Source organism: Bacillus sp. DU-106 (assembly GCF_004799705.1).
GTDB lineage: Bacteria > Bacillota > Bacilli > Bacillales > Bacillaceae_G > Bacillus_A > Bacillus_A cereus.
The window spans coordinates 4,885,736-4,904,477 of sequence record NZ_CP026607.1; the positions used below are offsets into that span (position 1 = coordinate 4,885,736).

The window sequence follows — 18,742 nt, forward strand, 5'->3', positions numbered from 1 at the left end:
TCATGTATTATACGCATGGCTCTTTTTTAAATGGATCAAATAACGCTATCCCCTTACTTCTTCTCACAGCTGCTCCCCATTCTAATCCAATCTCTAAAAATAAATCTCGCACTGTACTATATAAAAGTGCCTTCACATTTTTACGGATTTCCCCGTATTTATACGCCCTCACAACACTTTTCACGCGCCAAATGAAATTCCCATACACTTCTTCATCAGCTAATATTTGCTCCAGTAAAACACCTTGCTCTAGTAATCCACTCTTTTTATATGCAAGTTCCACCTTACTCCAAAATATATTAATCTTCTTCGGATTACTCGTCATCGGCAGAAGTGCGTATATAAAAGGCTTCGGTATATCATGACGGCAATACGTCTCATCAAGCTCGTACGTTATTTTTCTTTTCTCTTTTATTTGTAGAATGTTTTTAGAAAGAATTGTTTCCCTTTCGCTTTTTTGCTCCTTTCCGCTACAGCCAGCTGTATAATCCTCACTTTCACATGCGGACATTTTCATACGGTCATCCATGCGGTCAATTGCAGATATAAGAAATACATATAAGTTCGCACTATATCCGCCGCGCCTATGTCTTTCTTTTGTCGCAACACGCTTTATAATTCCTAGTTCCTCTAACTTTGCAATAGAGCGGCGTACTGTACGAATACTCTTTCCAACATTTGTAGCAATCGTCTCCATTAATGGACAAGCAACCCCCACTGTTTTCTGTTTCTCATTCACTGCATACTTTCCTAAAAAATGAATAATGGTAGCATCCGTTTTATTTAATTGAAATCGATAATGTTTCAAAACTTGTTTTTGATATGTATTAAACTCTTCTTTACTTCGAAATTCACTGTATGGTTTCATTAAATTATATAAGCTTCCCATTTATATCACCTCATTTATAAGTAAGAGGCAGGAAGAGAATTTGGCGTGGAATTTAATATTTTTTTAATGGAGATGAAAATATGATCGTAATTAGCGCTTGTTTAGGTGGTATAGCTTGTCGATATGACGGAAATGACAATCTCGTTTCAAAAATAGAGGAGCTACTACAAAAAGAAGATACAGTCCTCATTTGTCCTGAAGTATTAGGAGGACTGCCAACACCTCGTCCTTCTGCTGAAATTATTGGCGGGAATGGCGACGACGTTTTGGACGGAAAAGCGAAAGTGATGACCAAAGATGGTGAAGATGTCACAGAAGCTTTCGTAAATGGTGCTTATAAAGCATTAGAACAAATTAAAAATTTACACCCAGAATATATTATTTTAAAGGAACGTAGTCCATCTTGTGGCAGTTCTACGATTTACACTGGTGAATTTAATGGCAATAAGCAAACTGGTTACGGGGTAACTACTGCTTTATTTAAAAGACACGGATTTAAAGTCATTTCAGAAGAAGAATTTGAAAACAAAAAAAGGAATTGACCCTGTTCGTCAATTCCTTTTCTATCTGTCTTATTTCACGCCTAATTTTTCTTTCACTTTCGCTGGAAGCTCGTCTTTCTTTACTTCTTCCCAAGCTGATACACCTTTTTTATCTGAGTGATATACGCGTAGGAATGCTTCTTTACGAAGATTTTTTTGAGCTGTAAATTCTAATTCTTTCTCTTTACCGTCTTTATCAAAGCCAGTTAGCTTATACTCATAATCTTTAAATTTTTGACCATTATCAGCTTTACTATGAACTTCTTTTCCATCTACTGTAATTTGAACGTAGTACTCATCTTTACCCATACGGTTTAAATCACAACCAACTAACAAGCTTGCGAATACAACTAAAATACTAAATAGTGCAATGTATCTTTTCATTTCCTTCACCTCATATGTTTTTTCTTATATTCTTATCTTAAAGCCCAGAGCTTAAAGAAGAAATTCAAAAACATGACATGAACATTACACTTTTGTAAGATAATAATTATTTCTTCACTTTAGAAATTGTCATTCCATCACCAATTGGAACGAGTACAGATTCTAAATGCGGGTCGATTTCTATCATTTCATTAAACTTCTGTATAACGTTTTTGTTTCGCACGCTTCTCAGCTACACTACCGCCAATAACGTCTTTCACGCCAATTTCGCCACTTATCACGTAATTTCCTTATACCGTTTATTACGCCTTCTATTATACCCTCAATTATAATCTCTATTACAAGGTATCTTATTAAACTAATAATAGGTTTAATTACGTATTTCCTTATGAATTCAAGAATATCCTCCATCATATTTCCCTCCTTTTTTCAAAAGGAAGCTGCTACTCCTCCGCGTCCTTTTACGTCCAATTACAATTGCTGCCCTACTGCGGCATATATCAACAAAACTAATACGTCAACAACATCCACAATAACGCTATTGAATTTGGAAGAAACTTCGGTAAATACTAATACTATAACATGGCTAAAAGAATTATTTTTTCATCTATATTTGGGGATGCTCCCAAAAACTTTATAAAATCAAAGACAACTTTACTACAACTCTTCCCGTAACTAATTTATTATCGTGGTAAACCGTCTTCCACTACATCCGTAACAGTTCCATTCGGTTCAAAGATTACACGTAATGATCCTTCTCCACCATAACCAGTATAGTCATATACTGAATAAGATTTATATTTCTCAATCACATGTGGCTGTCCAATTGCAGCTTTTACCTGATTCGCGGGCATACCTTTTTTGATTTTCAAATAGTGATTGTAACTTACTGCTGCCGAATTGTTATTTACATCTTTATACCACGGTACACGATCGTTTTTTTCTTCATATTCCTTTACAGGCTCTTCAATACGTTTCATAGATACCTCATTCTCATTCTCTTTATCTGTACCCTTTATAGCAGTACGTTCAATATTCACAACGTAACCATATGTATTTAATTCAACCATAATTTCATATGTACCATCCGTATCTTTTTCAGTATAAAATACGCGTTTTTCATTATTATTATAATGTTTTATATTCTCACCACCGTAGTCAATCGTATTAAGAATATCCGTATACGTCATACCTTCCTCAATCTTTTGAGATTCGTCATGAGAAATATAACGCTTCTTTGATGATGGAGCATCCTCATTTTTAATACTTTCACGTTTACTCGTGGTCATAGGTGTTTTCTTCTGATCTTTTAATACTTCTTCACCTTCGGCCTTCGCTGGTTGCTTTGCTCCTACTTTTGTTAATACGTCTGTATCGCTAGAACAAGCCCCCAAAATCGATACTGTAGTCAACGCCACCCCTACTATAAGTACTTTCTTAAATAACTTCATTCTAATCCCCCCGGTGTTTTTTAATATCTAGTAATCAACGTATTTTAATGAATACGGAACTATTCAGTTCTATACAATTTGCTATAGCCTTCTCCCTCATACACCTTTTTTATATAAAGTGAAACTTTAATCAGCCCTCACCAATCGGGCTTTTATGGGATAAATCTACCTATTAGTAATAACCGGTGAAACTACAGCTAGTCCGAACACGATCGCCAATCATCTTCGTTACAAATATTAACATTAAATACAACTAATAAATAGTATATTTCTTCTATTTTTTTACATTTCCGTTACGAAATCTTATCTTAAAACGAGCAATATGAAACTGGAATTCACAATATAAATCACATATCCTATATATAATAACATTTAAATTAAATTCCAAAGTAACTTTACATGCATTTTCTGTTTTAATGCCAAAAGAAAAGACCTTTCTAACGATTTTATTCCATCGCTAAAAAGGCCTTTTCTATTTCGTCTAAAAACTTAGCACTCTTCTGGTTTACCAGCATTCGTCGCTGTACGGAAAGATGATCCACATCCGCATGATGCGATTGCGTTTGGATTGTCGATTGTGAATCCACCGCCAAGCATAGATTGTTTATAGTCAATTTTTACTCCTTTAACAATTGGAGCACTTTCTTTATCGATAACAAATTCAACACCGAAAAACTCAAGAACTGTGTCGTCTTCTTTTGGTTCTACTTCAAATCCTAAGCCGTAAGAAAGACCGCTACATCCGCCGCCGTGTACAGCAAGGCGCACATACTTCTCTCCATCTTCAGCATCTTTTAACATATCTTTAATTTGAAAAGCTGCTTGTTCTGTTACTTTAATCATGAAATACACCTTCCTTTCTGTTCTTAGTCCATTATACATCTTTACGCTTCTATCTTGTACTCATACACTCCGCGGCAAATTACTTCCGCAGGTCCTTTCATCAACACGTTTCCTTCTTCAGTCCACGCAATCATTAAATCGCCACCAGCTAAATGAACAGTAATTTCCTTACCGCGTTCCATCTTTCCATTTAAAATAGCAGCTACAACTGCAGCGCACGCTCCTGTTCCGCAAGCTTGCGTTACACCAGATCCACGTTCCCAAACGCGGAAGTTCATCTCGTCATCATTCAAAATTTCGATAAACTCAACATTTACTCGCTCTGGAAACATTTCATGTGTCTCGAGGACTGGTCCAAGTGTTGTAAGAGGTGCTTTTTCTACATCATCAACCAAAATAACCGCATGCGGATTTCCCATTGAAACAGCTGTAAATGCATAACGATGATTATTATATAAGAAGTTTTCACGAATAAATGGCGTTTCACCTTCACCAAGCATCGGTATTTCTGCACGTGTTAGACGCGGTGCCCCCATATCAATTTTCGCTAATGTCACGACACCATCTTCTACTGTTACTTCAGCCGTTACAATACCAGCTAACGTTTCAATTGTGAAAACTGTTTCTTCTACTAGTTTATGCTCATACGCATATTTCGCTACGCAGCGCAAACCATTACCACAGCTCTTTCCTTCAGAACCATCATTATTAAACATGCGCATTTTCACCGGAGCTACGTCTGAAGAGCAAATTAAAATCATCCCGTCTGCTCCAATACCAGTATTAATATTTGAAACCTTTCCCGCCACAAGAGCTAAATCTTCTTCAGGAATTTGCTCTTCAAACATATTTACATATATATAACTATTGCCAAGACCATGCATTTTTGTAAAAGAAAATTGGCTCATTTGTATTCACTCCAAAAATAATTTGTTATTTTAAGTATAGAATGCATGCTTTTAGAACACAATATGAATGTCCCCCGTTTCTCATATTTGACAACGTTTGGCGATGAGCCACTCTTACACAATTTGTGTAAGAAAAAAGCCCTTCTAAAAAGGGCCTTTTTTTATTTATCCCACTATTTTCAATTGGGGAAGGCTAATAATCAGCATTAGCCTTCCCCACAAAATAAAGTTTTATCTAATGGAAAAGGTGCTGCTAATTCGCAACACCTTAAAACATTGGATTTTCATCCAAATACTCATATACATTATTAACAAGCTCTTCTACTGTTGCACCTTGTACAACTTCACCATTTACAAGTGCAAACGGTCCTTCAAAACAAATACCACAATACCCTAGACAACCGTACTCCATTACATCTAAATTCGGATCTTTTTCTAATTTTTCTAGAGCTGCTTGTGAACCACTTGCAAGGTTACCTACACAAAATTCAATTAATGGTTTAATCAAAATTCTCCCCCCTGTACTACAAAACAAATTACCTTTTCACTTTATCTATAAGAAGAAAACTAAGCTGTTTCTTGTTGTTTTCGTTACACAGTCTAAACTATTTAGTTACTTCATTACTTCACTTCAAAGTAGATGACTTCTTCTATATAACATGCTACTTCCAATGAAATAGTAACTACAAAGGAAAAACAGTTTATTTTACTTTTCTTCTTATTGTACAACAGAGTATTCATTCATGCATTGTTATTTGTTCACAAATTCGATATAATTTGATTGAGTAAAGTCAAAATATTTTATTAATATAAAATTTTATGATTAGGGGATATTTCAACAGAAAAGGGGTAATCCATCATGAAACACCTCGTAATACTAGGTGGCGGCTACGGTGGAATGAGAATTCTGCAAAGGCTACTTCCAAGCAACCAACTTCCAGATGATGTACAAGTGACATTAATCGACAAAGTACCATATCATTGCTTCAAAACTGAATATTATGCATTAGTTGCGGGTACTATTTCAGAAACGCATATTCGTATACCGTTTCCTGAACACCCACGCCTCAATATTCAATACGGCACAATAACAAATATTGACCTCGAAGAAAAAGCTGTTCATCTCGATGGCGGCGAAGCAATCCAATATGATGACTTAATTATCGGACTTGGCTGTGAAGATAAATATCATAACGTTCCTGGGGCTAGGGAATATACACATAGTCTACAATCAATTGAACAAACACGTAAAACCTATGAACAATTAAATAGTCTAGAACCAAATGCAACAGTAGCTGTTGTTGGTGCTGGCTTAAGTGGCGTTGAAGTAGCAAGTGAACTTCGTGAAAGCCGTTCTGATTTAAAAATCTATTTATTTGATCGAAAAGATAGAATTTTATTCCCGTATCCAGAGAAATTAAGTAGATACGTAGAAGAATGGTTTGTAAAGCATAAAGTTAACATTATACGAAACTCTAACATTACAAAAGTAGAACCAAATATTGTGTACAACCACGATGAACCACTTGAATGTGATGCAATCGTCTGGACAGCTGGTATTCAAGCAAATGAAGTTGTTCGAAACCTTCCAGTTGAACAAGATGGTAGCGGACGGGTTGTTTTAACAAAATATCACAATATTCCAAACAACGAGCACGTGTATGTTGTAGGAGATTGCGCAGCACTTCCACATGCACCATCTGCCCAACTTGCTGAAGGTCAAGGAGAACAAATTGTCCAAATATTATTAAAACGTTGGAATAATGAACCACTCCCGGATGAACTACCTGTTATTAAATTAAAAGGTGTTCTAGGATCTCTTGGTAAGAAACATGGATTCGGTTTACTCGCAAACCAACCATTAATGGGACGTGTACCGAGATTATTAAAATCTGGTCTTCTTTGGATGTACAAATATCATAAAGGTTAATACTTTACAGGCTGTCTACTATGTAGGCAGCCTCTTTGCATCAGTTTTTAAAAATTATCAGACACATCTTTCTCAATATTTATAATGATTTATTTTTCATTTTTATATTAAAAAATATTGATAAACATTGTATGCTATTTGTAAGTTGTTTTATTATTTCCTTGAAGACCGAATTCATTCGGTCTTATTTTTTATGTGATAAATACTTTTGTAGGAGGCATTACATTCCACTTATGAACTTATCGAAACTAAACAATCGAATAGAAGCGAAAAAGAAAGAGTTAATCTATCTCGTTGAACGATACGGATTCACTCATGATAAAGTGATTTCTTTCAGCCAAGAATTAGATCGTTTACTTAACTTATTAATAAAACTCAAGACGCAGAAAAAACGTTGCTCTTTATAACCGTTATCTTCTCTTTTTTGATACGATATAACTAGAATCAGAAAGGAGCGATTTATGTTTATATTAAAAAACGTTATATATAAAGATATACTACACATTCCTTATTTACAGATTCAAAAAGAAAAGATTACTTGCATTATCGGTGAAAGCGGAAGCGGAAAAAGCACGTTGCTTCGCATGTTAAACGATTTACAATCTCCAACATCCGGCACAATTGAATATAACGGAAAATTAATTTCTGATTATCATCCTATTCAATTACGTCGTGACGTAGTTATGCTTGGGCAAACTCCACCTATTTTTGATGGAACCGTTAAAGACAACTTATTAATGGGACTTCGTCTTTCTGAAAAACCATTTCCAAATGATGATGCCCTGCGGAGTGCATTACAAACCGTTAGCTTAGACAAGCAATTAGAAGATAGCGCCTCCTCACTATCTGGCGGTGAAAAACAAAGACTTGCCTTTGCACGTATCGTACTTATGGATCCGCCTGTCTATTTATTAGATGAACCTACTTCAGCATTAGACAGTGATACAGAACGCCGCGTTATGAAACAATTTACTGAACTAGCACGAAAAAAGAAAAAAACAATTATCTTCATCACACACTCACAACAACTTCCAGAAGAAATTGCAGACGACATTATTGAGATTAGTAAAGCAAACGGTGCAACTAGAAAGGAAGTGCTCTCTGTTGAAGGGCGTTATTGAACTCCAAATTTGGCAACTTGCAGCTGCCTATATTTTCATTCTTATTTTAATTGGACTTGTAAAATTAAAAGGAATACCTCGCGAAAAACAAATCGCGCTCGCAACATTCCGTATGACGATTCAGCTCGTACTTGTTGCATATGTCCTTACATACGTATTTGAAAACAGTAATCCATTTTATACAATTGCTCTCATTACTTCTATTACTACCTTTGCAATTTTTAATATTTATAAACGAGTTAACATCCCAATGTCTAAAGAATTAAAACGAGTAGCCGCCCTTTCCATGGTCGCCGGATCAATTGGGCCACTTCTACTATTTATCTTTGTTATTATCGGACATGATCCGTGGTATGCTCCGCAATATATCGTCCCTATTACAGGAATGTTAGTTGGGAATGCCATGACTGGTGTTTCTCTCGGCGCAAATACGTTCTTAAACAATATGAAATCGCAAAGAGGTCAAATTGAAGGTGCACTTATGCTCGGCGCAACACCGAAAGAAGCAGCTGCTCCGCTCATTCGAGACGCTTTTGACTCTGCTATTTTACCAACAATTAATTCTATGGTCGGAATGGGAATTATAAGCTTACCAGGCATGATGACTGGTCAAATATTATCCGGTATATCACCATTCACAGCCATTCAATATCAAATCGCCATCATACTCGGTATTTCTGGAAGTACTGCCTTTGCTGTCATTATCTTTTTACAGCTTGGATATAAAACGTTCTTTAATAAGCGATGTCAATTGAAAGAAATTGACTATGGTGCACGGTGAATCGTGCGTAGTTCACGATGAATGAAATTATATTAACGATTTTTTCAATATATCTATCATAACTTGCAATATATCAACGATTTTTCAAATATATCTATCATAACTTGCAATATATCAACGATTTTTCAAATATATCTATCATAACTTGCAATATATCAACGATTTTTCAAATATATCTATCATAACTCAGAATATATCAACGATTTTGTACGAAATATCGATTTACCGACAAAAAGTGACATAATAAAAAGAGGAGGCTATTCGCCTCCTCTTCTATTTACTTACGCCTTCTTAACGAACTGTGATTTTAACTTCATAGCTCCGAAGCCGTCGATTTTGCAATCGATATCGTGATCGCCATCAACTAGACGGATACTCTTTACTTTCGTACCGATCTTCACAACTGAAGAAGTTCCTTTTACTTTTAAATCTTTAATAACAGTAACTGCATCGCCGTCTTGAAGAACGTTTCCGTTCGCATCTTTTACAACTTTCGCACCATCATTATTTTCAGCTTCTGCTTCTTGGCCCCACTCATGAGCACATTCTGGACATACGAAAAGAACGCCATCCTCATACGTATATTCTGAATTACATTTTGGACAATTTGGTAAAGTAGCCATAAATTCATTTCCTCCGTTCATTATTTATACGTAAAAATCAAAATTGATGTTTACATCTCGATAAATAAAATTTGTATAGCATTTCTTTATAGTGCCATAGTCTCACGTTATTGACAAGCCTACCTCAAATTCTCATTTTTTATTGTATTTTACAAAATTTCAATTTGTCTGCCGTTTTTCTATTTGCTCTTCTACTAATTTTAAAAATCTTCGTTGTGCATTTTTATTTTTTACAAGCAATCGAACTCTTAGCTTACTTTTTAAATATGAGCGAACTTTGTAGTTCGTAATAAATAACTTTCGATACTTTTCGTCTTCATATATGATTCGAAACCATTCATACTGCTGCAAGTAAAGTATGTTAGCATCAATCTTTTTCGTGTGTAAACCCGTACTTAAACTAATCGATCCTATTAGAGCTTCTATTAATACTGAAATCATTTCTCTCCCCCTAATAAACAAAAGAAGAACCTTCACAAGATTCTTCTTTTCAAAATGAACGAGTTCCCTCTAGAAACCCCAATTATTTTCTTCAATGTAAATTTGATATTCTTCTACTTCTTCTTCACTTAACTTCTTATTATTTTCATATACCTCTTGCCACTCGAAATAATCTTCATCGAAATAAACAGCAAATTTAATTTTCACGTTTTTCTTCTCTGTATAATCATAACCAGTAAACTCTACTACGTCATAATCTTTTTCTTTCTTCACAAACTTCCAAGTTGGATTATCATTCATAATCTCTAAAGTAACCCCTTCACCAGTTGAACGAACAACGTTTTTAATATTCGGCTCAGTTGGTAAAAGAGAAAGTCCGAGCATAGCTCCGCCAAACACAATCCCGACTATAACTTGTAAACCAATCATACCAGCAATACTCACGCCACCCTTTGATTGTAAGAAATACGCCTTCTCATGATCAGACGCATCTTCTCCCTTACGAAAAACACGAACACCATGCTTATAATATAAACGGTTTCCTTGCCATCCAGTAAATATCATCATTCCTAATTGAAGAGCTAAACTAAATGTTACATAAATCCCCTCTGGAATATCTATAAAAGGGGTTATAACTATACTAGGTATAGCCAATAACGCAAATATAATAGATAACTTATACATTTTGCGATAAGCTAACCAAAAGGTTGGAAAGAAAAAGGCTACCCAATTCCATGTATTCCCTTGCGCAGGGTTTTCTACTTTACCCCACTTAAAATCATAATAAGCTGTATTCTTTTGAACAACTTTATGTAATTCTTGTGGAGAAATCGTTTCTTGTAAAACAGTGTCCTTCACGTACATCATCCTTTTCTTATTTCTATATACATTTATTGTATATGGACAAAATGAAGGAATCTAACAAAAAGTACACATATTTCATAAAAATGAACGGAAATCGAATATATTCCGACAATTATCCGTTTCTTATTTCATTTTACTTTTAAATATATTAGAATACTTATGAATGATACGTTTAATACACTAAGTTAATCATTTTGTATATTTGATAATAAAAATGTTTCACATGAAACTATTTATATTTTGTATTACCTTGCCTCTACACAATGCGTATAAAGCCCTTTCTACTTACTACAAAATACGAAAGACGCCCTTTTCAAAAAGGCGCCTTTTTATGGTTGAAAATTCAATAATAAATAAAACGAATTATTTAATAAATGAATCCCAATTGGAGCGAGTAAATTCTTCGTTTTCTTATATGTGTATGCTAAACATATACCCATACCCAAAATATATAAAATACTACCTACTGTAAGGGGATGGCCAAAACTAAATATGAAAGCACTTATAACGGCACTAGTAAGTGTAGAGAAGCGCTGAGATAATTTCATAAAAAACATACCTCGAAATACAATTTCCTCCCAAATAGGCGCAAAAATTGTGAGCACAACTACGTATAAAATGATTTCACTTGTAGTAGGTTCTATTACTATATTAGATTCATCCACACCAAGCCCATGTGGTAAAACTAAATTTAATACCGCAAGATACATAAGCATTACAATCGTTGTCATTACTATCGTTACATAATGTTTAAAATTATTGAATTGTAATGATTTTATTAAATGTAAGCAGCAATTTCTTGCCGGTGCATACATTACGATAATCATACAAAACGTGAAAGATGGAATAAGATGATCTACATACCATGGGTATAAGGAAGAATCATATAAAAGGTTCAAAAAACCAATTCCATGCATGCCCCCAAAAATAATTACTAGAATGCTAATTACTTGGCGCATACTCATTTGTTCATTCTTTTCTTCATATGTAACTAATTCTATATTCATCCTATCTCCCCAGTATAATTAAACCTTTTTAACCATTATATACCAAATAAAATATAAAAAAGACAATACCCCCCACTGTATTGTCCATTTTCTTCCCTACCATTTCTCTCTACACGTCTCAATTAAATGCAGTAAGTACCTCTTCGTCATATCTGCCCTTCTCCACCTTGAGAGCATTCTCTTTTCTTTTGGATTGTGCCGTATTCTCGCTACTTCTTTTAATAAAAGCTCCCATTCTTCCGCTGAACGTTCTGACAAGTATTGTAATCCTCTATCTTTTGAAACGATTGTTTTATGATCTAGTGTATATAAAATACGTCCCATCGTAACGACAGCTGATTCTACCCACTCTTCTATAAAAAATAAATATGGCTTCTTCGCCTTTTCACTCCAGTACTGTTCTACGTTGTATTTCATCGTATTTACTACATCATTCCATTGTATTTGCAGCGGAAGATCTTCTGCTTCTTTTCCTGTAACTGTAATGCCTTGATTTTTCAACGTCCACCATGTGACCGCATTAATGTCCCAATGACCAACATTGGCTTTACCATCTGCACAATACACGTACTCGTTCATTTCATCATTGTATTTCCCTAAGTCAGCAAGCGGAATATACATACCGTCCATTCTTTTACCTAGCGTATTGTCACTAAGTTTCTTATGTAGTTCCACAAGCTGCTGTTTTTCAGCTTCATTCACGGAATCATTTATCACTGTAACAAAATCAACATCGCTCGTTTCCTTATGAAATGCACCTAGTGCGATGGATCCGTAAATATATACCCCGACTATTTTTTCATCCAAAAAAATTTCTTTTAATTCTACTGTGTACCGCTCCATTAACTGTTGTACTTCCGTTGGTAACGCATGCTTCACTCCATTTTTCATATCTATCCCTCCAATAAAAAAGCCTTTGCAAATTCGCAAAGACTTCTTGTTTTATAAATATTTCTCGATTTCTTCATAAACATCCTTCAAACGAGGATTTCCTTCTCCAACAATTTCTCCATTTACAAGAACGACCGGATAAAATAAATCTTCTTCCACTACGCGCTCAGCGAATGCTTTTTTATCCGCATCTTCTTGTTCTTCTTGGAAATCAATATACTCGAAATTAAATTTATTTTCTTGTCCTTCATATTTACGACCAATTGCCGCTTGTAACCATTCAAACGTTTCTGTTGAAGATGGCATTCCGACGCAGCTCGCACAAATTACTTTCGTCCCATACACTTGAACATTAACCATTTCTTCTCCCCCACTTCTTGTCCCAACAGTATATTCAGATGTCTTATTACATAAGCACATCATTTTACAAACTTATTCCATACCCCTATACTGAAAAAACACGATACAATATTTCGACAATAAAACAAGAAGAGAAAAAATAGATTTTCCCCTCTATCTTGATTATAATAAAACTGATGAAAGGAGTCGATAAAAATGGAAAACCCACATATGCAAGAACAAGTATTAGAAGTATTAGATAAATTACGTCCATTCTTACTTCGCGATGGCGGAGACGTTGAATTAGTAGACATTGAAGAAGGTATCGTAAAACTACGCCTTATGGGTGCATGCGGAAGCTGCCCAAGTTCTACAATCACACTAAAAGCTGGTATCGAGCGCGCGTTACTTGAAGAAGTACCAGGCGTTATCGAAGTAGAACAAGTATTTTAATCTAAAAGCAGAAGCGGCTCGTTCAAAATGTGAGGGGGGATGGAGCTTCTGACATAGAGGCGCTTTTTGCCTCGGCGGAAGAAGCGAAGCCACCGAACATTTTAGCCGCTGGAGCTAGATATTAATCTAAAAGCGGAAGCGGCTCGTTCAGAATCGCCTTCTAAAAGGAGACCAAATTTGGTCTCCTTTTTTTATTCAAATCACATTTATCCGTTAACATCATAAAACAAAATTGGAAATCCTTCTCAAAAAATGCGATAATTAATACTATATAGTGAATCGTTCACACATATACAGTAAAAAAACATAGGGGGACGACAGATGCCAAAAATGGGGAACACTTTTGTAACAATTCAAGAACTAGAAAAGAAAAAAGAGTATTTATTAGGCCTTTCATCCGTTATACCAACATGGAATACAAGCTATCAATTTTTATTTAAAGAAATCCAGCAAGAATTATTGGGTAAAGTAAATGAAAAGCTCGAAAGGCATCAATTCGTTTTAAATATATGTACAGATCAACAGGTAGGGGCATAATGTATTACATAAAATTGTGGTATATAAAAAAGAGACCTCACTCGGTCTCTTTTTTATATTTTCAAGATAACCAATCTAATTTTCTAATCCCAAGCTTATCTACTGGTAAACGAAGTGAGCCATAAAAGTGCTTCATAAATTGCTCTGAGCGGTTTACATCGTGTAAAATGGCTTCTAAGCGATCTCTATATATGCTTTTTTGTTCTTCGTTTCCAGTTTGGTAATATCGTTCGACCGTTTCAAAATAGTGAAGTGGGAACAGGAGCCTTGCAAATAATAAACGCCAACCAAATGAGGACAGCGAGTAATTCCGTTCATAATCTGTAACAAATTGAACGATTGTTTGATCCCAGTCTTTCTTTTTTTCAATCATCATATAGCGAATCCATTCTGCTATATCTCGAGTTGGGTGATCATACACCCAATCAAAAGGGAGTTTGAGACGCTTCGTTTGATGCCATAATAAAGGTGTGAATCGTTCTTGGCAAATTGTCGCTGCATCCGTTAGTTGCGGCGTATCATCCATTTCTGTATCAACAACATATTGAATGGCATTTTCTGCAACTCCTAAGTAATACGGGAAGGATTCAATAAACAATTGATCGAATACGTCTGTAGGGTGGTTCATCACTTGTGATTGCCAAAACTTTTCTAACTGATCGAGTCTCTTTTCCCATAACGCTTTCCATTCACCAATGCGGCTTAATTGCTCGATTTCTTCTGGAAAGAATGCACCTCGTTTATGGAATATAGAAAGTTCACTTCCTAATGACGTAGCATGTCGTTCTAACGCTCGCATACCTTTTAATAAGCAGTAATTTTGTTCTTCTATCTCACTTACATAGTAGCCGTGTATAGTTGGAACGAAAGTCGCTACAGTTATATCCCCTTGCTGGTTCATATAGTCACTGAGCTTTTTCATCTCTACAAGTACTTCTTCCTCCATTTCTCCAATTGGAACAAGTACATAAATTTTGTTGCGAATCCAAAAGCTTTTATAGGGGCCCAGGGGGATTAATTCTTTAACATGCATGTGATAATGCTCATAAATATGCTGAATCATCGCAGTCGCCACCTATGGTTTTTCTTTATATATATGAGCTTGTGCTCGCCTTTCATTCCTATGCACAGGATAAAGCAACGAAACGTATACAAATACTAAAAAGAAAAAAAGGTGATAAACATGAAAGAATCAAATCAACTACAAGAAAGAGCATTACAACTATTACAAGAACGTGGTGTAACAATTGACGATATTGCTGAACTTGTTCATTTTCTTCAAAAAAAATATCATCCAAATTTAGAGATGTCAGAATGCCGTTACAATGTAGAACGTGTACTATCAAAACGTGAAGTACAAAACGCACTGATTACTGGTATCGAGCTTGATGTCCTTGCTGAAAAGGGAATGCTAAGTGAACCGTTACAAGATATTGTAAAACGTGATGAAGGCTTATACGGAATTGATGAAGTTATCGCACTTTCTATCGTAAACGTGTACGGCTCTATCGGTTTCACGAACTTTGGATATATTGATAAATTAAAACCTGGTATTTTAGAATACTTAAATGATAAATCAACTGGAAAGGTGCATACATTCCTTGATGATATCGTTGGCGGAATCGCTGCCGCTGCTTCAAGCCGTTTAGCGCACCGAGCTGAGCACTCAGAATAATAATGTTTTCTAGGCCGTCAGTTTCATTCTGACGGCCTTTCGTATTCCATAAGCATAAATTCTCTTCCGCGGCTCAAAAAAATAATCCCTTGTTTAAATCCGATATTTTTATATAACGTAATCGCTCTTGTATTAAATGTTGCTACGCTTAATCGAAACATTTTTGCATTAAACTCTTTCCTGGCAAACGCTATTCCAGCTTGGAAGAATTCTTTCCCTATTCCCTTCCCAGTTAACGCCGGCTTCATGCCAAGTCCGATATCAATCACATCTTCTCCACCATATAAATTAGCATCTCTTCCACCTGGCACTTGTGCATTTGCTCCAAAACAAAAATAGCCGATGAGGTCTCCTTGATCGTCACAACAGCCATAATACGTTCCATCTAATAGCTCTTCTATTACTTCTTTCTCGCCTGAAAAACTATATAAACTATAAGGTTCCTCGTACGTCCACGTATTTATCTTCTTTGCTTCTTCTATCGTTAACTTATGTATATCCACTTTCTCTTTCCCCCTATTATATTTCTATTAACAATATTCGATATTCATCTTATAATTCATCTTTCTCAATATATTTTTTAAATTTATCGCTTCATTTTTATGGAAGATTTTTCTTATTATGTTACGATTAAACAGAATCATTACAAATAAGGTGGTGACAATTTGAATTACTTTTCTTATCTCTCCTCGGAAGAACGGCAAAATTTTTTCTATAAAGAACCTCTTAGTTTTTCAAAAAATATAGGGAAAGAACAACTAGCTTACGCACTAGGCGCCACACTATATACTCCTGGCACGAAAGAAACGATTGCGGAAGATATAATTAGAAAGAAACATGTGGATGCTACCTCAATTATTCTTTGTCTAGAGGACGCTATCAGCGATGAGGAAGTAAAACTTGCAGAGCAAAACATCGTCGTTCAAATACAGCAAATCGCTAACTTAGTCAGTGCCAACATACTAAATCAAGCAGACATCCCGCTTCTTTTTATTAGAGTTCGACAGCCAAGTCAACTGAAGACAATTGTTACTGAATTAGGTAGTGCTGTTCATTGTTTATGTGGTTTTGTCTTTCCAAAATTCACACCGATTAACGGAAAGACTTATATCGATCAGCTTGCATATATAAACGAGTTATACTCATTATCGCTATATGGCATGCCGATTTTAGAATCCCCCGAAATTATGTATAAGGAAACACGGGCAGAATCATTATTACAAATAAAGGATTTACTAGATTCTTATCACGATTACATCTTAAATGTACGTATTGGTGCTACTGATTTTTCAAGTATATTTAGTATTCGGCGCAATAAATACACACCTATCTATCATATTACCGTTGTCCGTGATTGTATTTCAGACATTATTAACGTTTTCTCAAGGGCAACAAATGAATATATTATTTCAGGATGTGTATGGGAATATTTTTCTAATGATCATGAAGAAGGGCTTATTCAAGAGGTATCACTTGACCATGCAAATGGCTTAATCGGAAAGACAGTTATTCACCCATCTCATATTAAAGTTGTACAGGCAATGCACATTGTCACAATGGAAGATTATTTAGATGCGAGATCAATTTTACAAAATGCAGATACGTATAATGGAGTGCTAAAAAGCAGTTTTTCTAACAAAATGAATGAAGTAAAACCTCATTATGGCTGGGCTCGCAAAACCATTTTAAAATCTAATATTTACGGGGTGCTACATGAAAACAAACAATTCACCGATCTCCTTATTACAAACGCAAAGCAACACGTATAACGTTTTAAATAATATACAAGTCCATGTAGAAGTACATGATAATCCATATAATTTAGCGCTAGACAATCTTTTTCAAATGGCTGCGAGAATAAATAAGAAACGTAGTTTTTTATTTGTGAGTACAATCCTTGGAAAGCATCTTCCTATTAAACCTGCAGTCTCTCTATCAAGTGGAGTTGCTCTCGCTGCAAGATATTTGGAAATACTACATAATATTTCTCATCCATTTCAAAAAGAAATTTTAAATCTCATTTCATTAGAAATTGATGAAATCCCAGAGGAAGGATTTCGTTATCAATATCCTCTGCAAGAAGAAGTTGTGTTCATCGGATTCGCTGAAACAGCGACAGCACTTGGTCATTCTATGTTTCAATGCTTTCAAAATGCAAAGTATGTGCATACAACTAGGGAATCGATACCCCACCTAGAATCTGTCATTACATTTGAGGAAGAACATTCTCATGCAACATCGCACCGTTGTTATGTAGATGAAAGCTTTTTTCAAAACAACAACCCGATTGTTCTCGTAGATGATGAGATGACAACAGGAAAAACAGCATTAAATATTATTAGATCTATTCAAAATAAATTCCCACGAGAAGAATATATAATTGCTTCTTTATTAGACTGGCGTTCTCATACTAATAGAAAACAATTTAAACAATTAGAAGAAGAACTTCAAATTAAGATTCATGTTATTTCTTTATTAGAAGGCAGTATTCATACAACTGGCCAACCATTAAATATTGCAAAAACAGATATTCAAATTAAAGAAACAAAACCTGATTTCAAAAAGCATACCCTTACCTGTCCAAAATCACCCTATACATCAAATTATATAAAATATACTGGGCGATTTGGCATTTCAGCATATGAACAAAAGCACATTCATTCTTTCGCTCAAGAAGCAGGAAAAACTTTAAAAAGAGAAAGAATGGGAAAACGAACACTCTGTCTCGGAACGGGTGAATTTATGTATATCCCAATGAAAATTGCTGCTGAAATGGGTGAAAATATTTTATATCAATCTACAACAAGAAGCCCTATCCATCCTGTTTCAAATGATGTAAACTACGCCATTCATAATCATTTCTCATATCCAAGTCCTGAAAATTCTACTATTACAAATTACTTTTATAATATTTCACCTCATGATTACGATGAAGTATTTGTTTTTATTGAGCGTGATTTAGGAGAAGAAGCCCTGTTTCCTCTTCTACAGCAGTTACAAACAGTTATTCCTTTTATTCATATCGTCTCATTTTCAAATAGCATAGAAAAGGAAGGTTGATAA

At 35.1% G+C, this 18,742-nt stretch carries 24 protein-coding genes and 1 pseudogene; 10 read left to right on the forward strand and 15 right to left on the reverse strand.

The features are described 5' to 3' along the window. Window positions 1–7: 7 nt before the first annotated feature. Entirely contained in the window at window positions 8–889 is an 882-nt protein-coding gene (locus tag C3Y97_RS24995) for a helix-turn-helix domain-containing protein (RefSeq protein WP_000535271.1), read from the reverse strand. An 80-nt stretch (window positions 890–969) separates the two neighbouring features. Here C3Y97_RS24995 and C3Y97_RS25000 point away from each other — a divergent pair, with 80 nt between their 5' ends. Continuing rightward, window positions 970–1,431, forward strand: a complete 462-nt coding sequence (locus C3Y97_RS25000) for a 2-thiouracil desulfurase family protein (RefSeq protein WP_000635488.1) — start codon at window positions 970–972, stop codon at window positions 1,429–1,431. A gap of 30 nt (window positions 1,432–1,461) precedes the next feature. On the opposite strand, the gene C3Y97_RS25005 is transcribed toward C3Y97_RS25000, so the two are convergent. The 6 genes and pseudogenes from C3Y97_RS25005 to C3Y97_RS25030 all read right to left on the reverse strand — a co-directional run bounded on the left by C3Y97_RS25005 (window position 1,462) and on the right by C3Y97_RS25030 (window position 5,525). Beyond that, on the reverse strand, window positions 1,462–1,815 hold the full coding sequence (locus tag C3Y97_RS25005; protein ID WP_000833148.1) for a YxeA family protein: 354 nt from the start codon (window positions 1,813–1,815) through the stop codon (window positions 1,462–1,464). Window positions 1,816–1,921: 106 nt separating this feature from the next. Further along, window positions 1,922–2,096: pseudogene (locus tag C3Y97_RS25010) on the reverse strand (methyltransferase). Window positions 2,097–2,498: 402 nt separating this feature from the next. Further along, window positions 2,499–3,266: a hypothetical protein gene (locus tag C3Y97_RS25015; RefSeq protein ID WP_000765217.1), complete on the reverse strand. Its 768-nt coding sequence runs from the start codon at window positions 3,264–3,266 to the stop codon at window positions 2,499–2,501. Window positions 3,267–3,755: 489 nt separating this feature from the next. Next, a complete protein-coding gene (locus tag C3Y97_RS25020) occupies window positions 3,756–4,109 on the reverse strand; it encodes a HesB/IscA family protein (RefSeq protein ID WP_000598775.1) in 354 nt (117 codons plus the stop codon). Window positions 4,110–4,150: 41 nt separating this feature from the next. Continuing rightward, the gene (gene dapF, locus C3Y97_RS25025; RefSeq protein ID WP_136363692.1) at window positions 4,151–5,017 is read right to left on the reverse strand and encodes a diaminopimelate epimerase; all 867 of its coding nucleotides are present in this window, start codon (window positions 5,015–5,017) and stop codon (window positions 4,151–4,153) included. Window positions 5,018–5,285: 268 nt separating this feature from the next. After that, window positions 5,286–5,525: a YuzB family protein gene (locus C3Y97_RS25030; protein WP_000595026.1), complete on the reverse strand. Its 240-nt coding sequence runs from the start codon at window positions 5,523–5,525 to the stop codon at window positions 5,286–5,288. A 351-nt stretch (window positions 5,526–5,876) separates the two neighbouring features. Here C3Y97_RS25030 and C3Y97_RS25035 point away from each other — a divergent pair, with 351 nt between their 5' ends. From C3Y97_RS25035 to C3Y97_RS25050, 4 genes are all read left to right on the forward strand, one after another. Next, complete coding sequence (locus tag C3Y97_RS25035) at window positions 5,877–6,947, forward strand: NAD(P)/FAD-dependent oxidoreductase (RefSeq protein WP_000682068.1); 1,071 nt, start codon at window positions 5,877–5,879, stop codon at window positions 6,945–6,947. Window positions 6,948–7,180: 233 nt separating this feature from the next. Next, complete coding sequence (locus C3Y97_RS25040; RefSeq protein WP_001054090.1) at window positions 7,181–7,354, forward strand: aspartyl-phosphate phosphatase Spo0E family protein; 174 nt, start codon at window positions 7,181–7,183, stop codon at window positions 7,352–7,354. Window positions 7,355–7,408: 54 nt separating this feature from the next. Continuing rightward, a complete protein-coding gene (locus C3Y97_RS25045) occupies window positions 7,409–8,068 on the forward strand; it encodes an ABC transporter ATP-binding protein (protein ID WP_000470312.1) in 660 nt (219 codons plus the stop codon). Further along, complete coding sequence (locus C3Y97_RS25050; protein ID WP_000679249.1) at window positions 8,052–8,849, forward strand: ABC transporter permease; 798 nt, start codon at window positions 8,052–8,054, stop codon at window positions 8,847–8,849. The genes C3Y97_RS25045 and C3Y97_RS25050 overlap by 17 nt, the downstream gene beginning before the upstream one ends. Before the next feature lie 281 nt (window positions 8,850–9,130). Here the strand turns inward: C3Y97_RS25050 and phnA are convergent, their stop codons facing one another. The 6 genes from phnA to C3Y97_RS25085 all read right to left on the reverse strand — a co-directional run bounded on the left by phnA (window position 9,131) and on the right by C3Y97_RS25085 (window position 13,035). Further along, window positions 9,131–9,472, reverse strand: a complete 342-nt coding sequence (gene phnA, locus C3Y97_RS25060; RefSeq protein ID WP_000212737.1) for an alkylphosphonate utilization operon protein PhnA — start codon at window positions 9,470–9,472, stop codon at window positions 9,131–9,133. 159 nt (window positions 9,473–9,631) lie between these two features. Further along, complete coding sequence (locus C3Y97_RS25065; RefSeq protein ID WP_000626486.1) at window positions 9,632–9,913, reverse strand: hypothetical protein; 282 nt, start codon at window positions 9,911–9,913, stop codon at window positions 9,632–9,634. Between the two features lie 69 nt (window positions 9,914–9,982). Continuing rightward, window positions 9,983–10,780, reverse strand: coding sequence for a DUF2628 domain-containing protein (locus tag C3Y97_RS25070; protein WP_127064164.1), 798 nt, complete (start codon window positions 10,778–10,780; stop codon window positions 9,983–9,985). 326 nt (window positions 10,781–11,106) lie between these two features. Continuing rightward, window positions 11,107–11,784, reverse strand: coding sequence for a CPBP family intramembrane glutamic endopeptidase (locus C3Y97_RS25075; RefSeq protein ID WP_136363693.1), 678 nt, complete (start codon window positions 11,782–11,784; stop codon window positions 11,107–11,109). 96 nt (window positions 11,785–11,880) lie between these two features. Beyond that, on the reverse strand, window positions 11,881–12,675 hold the full coding sequence (locus C3Y97_RS25080; RefSeq protein WP_000788485.1) for a nucleotidyltransferase domain-containing protein: 795 nt from the start codon (window positions 12,673–12,675) through the stop codon (window positions 11,881–11,883). A gap of 51 nt (window positions 12,676–12,726) precedes the next feature. Further along, on the reverse strand, window positions 12,727–13,035 hold the full coding sequence (locus C3Y97_RS25085) for a YuzD family protein (protein ID WP_000248588.1): 309 nt from the start codon (window positions 13,033–13,035) through the stop codon (window positions 12,727–12,729). 195 nt (window positions 13,036–13,230) lie between these two features. Between C3Y97_RS25085 and C3Y97_RS25090 the strand changes: the two genes are divergently transcribed. Both C3Y97_RS25090 and C3Y97_RS25095 read left to right on the forward strand, forming a co-directional pair. Next, window positions 13,231–13,467: a NifU family protein gene (locus C3Y97_RS25090; protein WP_000431159.1), complete on the forward strand. Its 237-nt coding sequence runs from the start codon at window positions 13,231–13,233 to the stop codon at window positions 13,465–13,467. A 321-nt stretch (window positions 13,468–13,788) separates the two neighbouring features. Then, window positions 13,789–14,004 carry a hypothetical protein gene (locus C3Y97_RS25095; protein WP_001125507.1) on the forward strand — a complete coding sequence of 72 codons (216 nt, stop codon included), beginning with the start codon at window positions 13,789–13,791 and terminating at the stop codon, window positions 14,002–14,004. A gap of 61 nt (window positions 14,005–14,065) precedes the next feature. Here the strand turns inward: C3Y97_RS25095 and yutH are convergent, their stop codons facing one another. Further along, complete coding sequence (gene yutH, locus C3Y97_RS25100) at window positions 14,066–15,067, reverse strand: spore coat putative kinase YutH (protein ID WP_000614215.1); 1,002 nt, start codon at window positions 15,065–15,067, stop codon at window positions 14,066–14,068. 120 nt (window positions 15,068–15,187) lie between these two features. Between yutH and C3Y97_RS25105 the strand changes: the two genes are divergently transcribed. Next, window positions 15,188–15,679, forward strand: coding sequence for a phosphatidylglycerophosphatase A family protein (locus tag C3Y97_RS25105; protein ID WP_000665103.1), 492 nt, complete (start codon window positions 15,188–15,190; stop codon window positions 15,677–15,679). Between the two features lie 23 nt (window positions 15,680–15,702). On the opposite strand, the gene C3Y97_RS25110 is transcribed toward C3Y97_RS25105, so the two are convergent. Continuing rightward, window positions 15,703–16,182, reverse strand: a complete 480-nt coding sequence (locus C3Y97_RS25110; protein WP_000351156.1) for a GNAT family N-acetyltransferase — start codon at window positions 16,180–16,182, stop codon at window positions 15,703–15,705. 162 nt (window positions 16,183–16,344) lie between these two features. Between C3Y97_RS25110 and C3Y97_RS25115 the strand changes: the two genes are divergently transcribed. Together C3Y97_RS25115 and C3Y97_RS25120 are read left to right on the forward strand one after the other, a co-directional pair. Then, window positions 16,345–17,448, forward strand: coding sequence for an HpcH/HpaI aldolase/citrate lyase family protein (locus C3Y97_RS25115; protein ID WP_001106082.1), 1,104 nt, complete (start codon window positions 16,345–16,347; stop codon window positions 17,446–17,448). After that, window positions 17,393–18,739 carry a phosphoribosyltransferase family protein gene (locus C3Y97_RS25120; RefSeq protein WP_000856290.1) on the forward strand — a complete coding sequence of 449 codons (1,347 nt, stop codon included), beginning with the start codon at window positions 17,393–17,395 and terminating at the stop codon, window positions 18,737–18,739. Before C3Y97_RS25115 ends, C3Y97_RS25120 begins: the two co-directional genes overlap by 56 nt. Window positions 18,740–18,742: the final 3 nt, after the last annotated feature.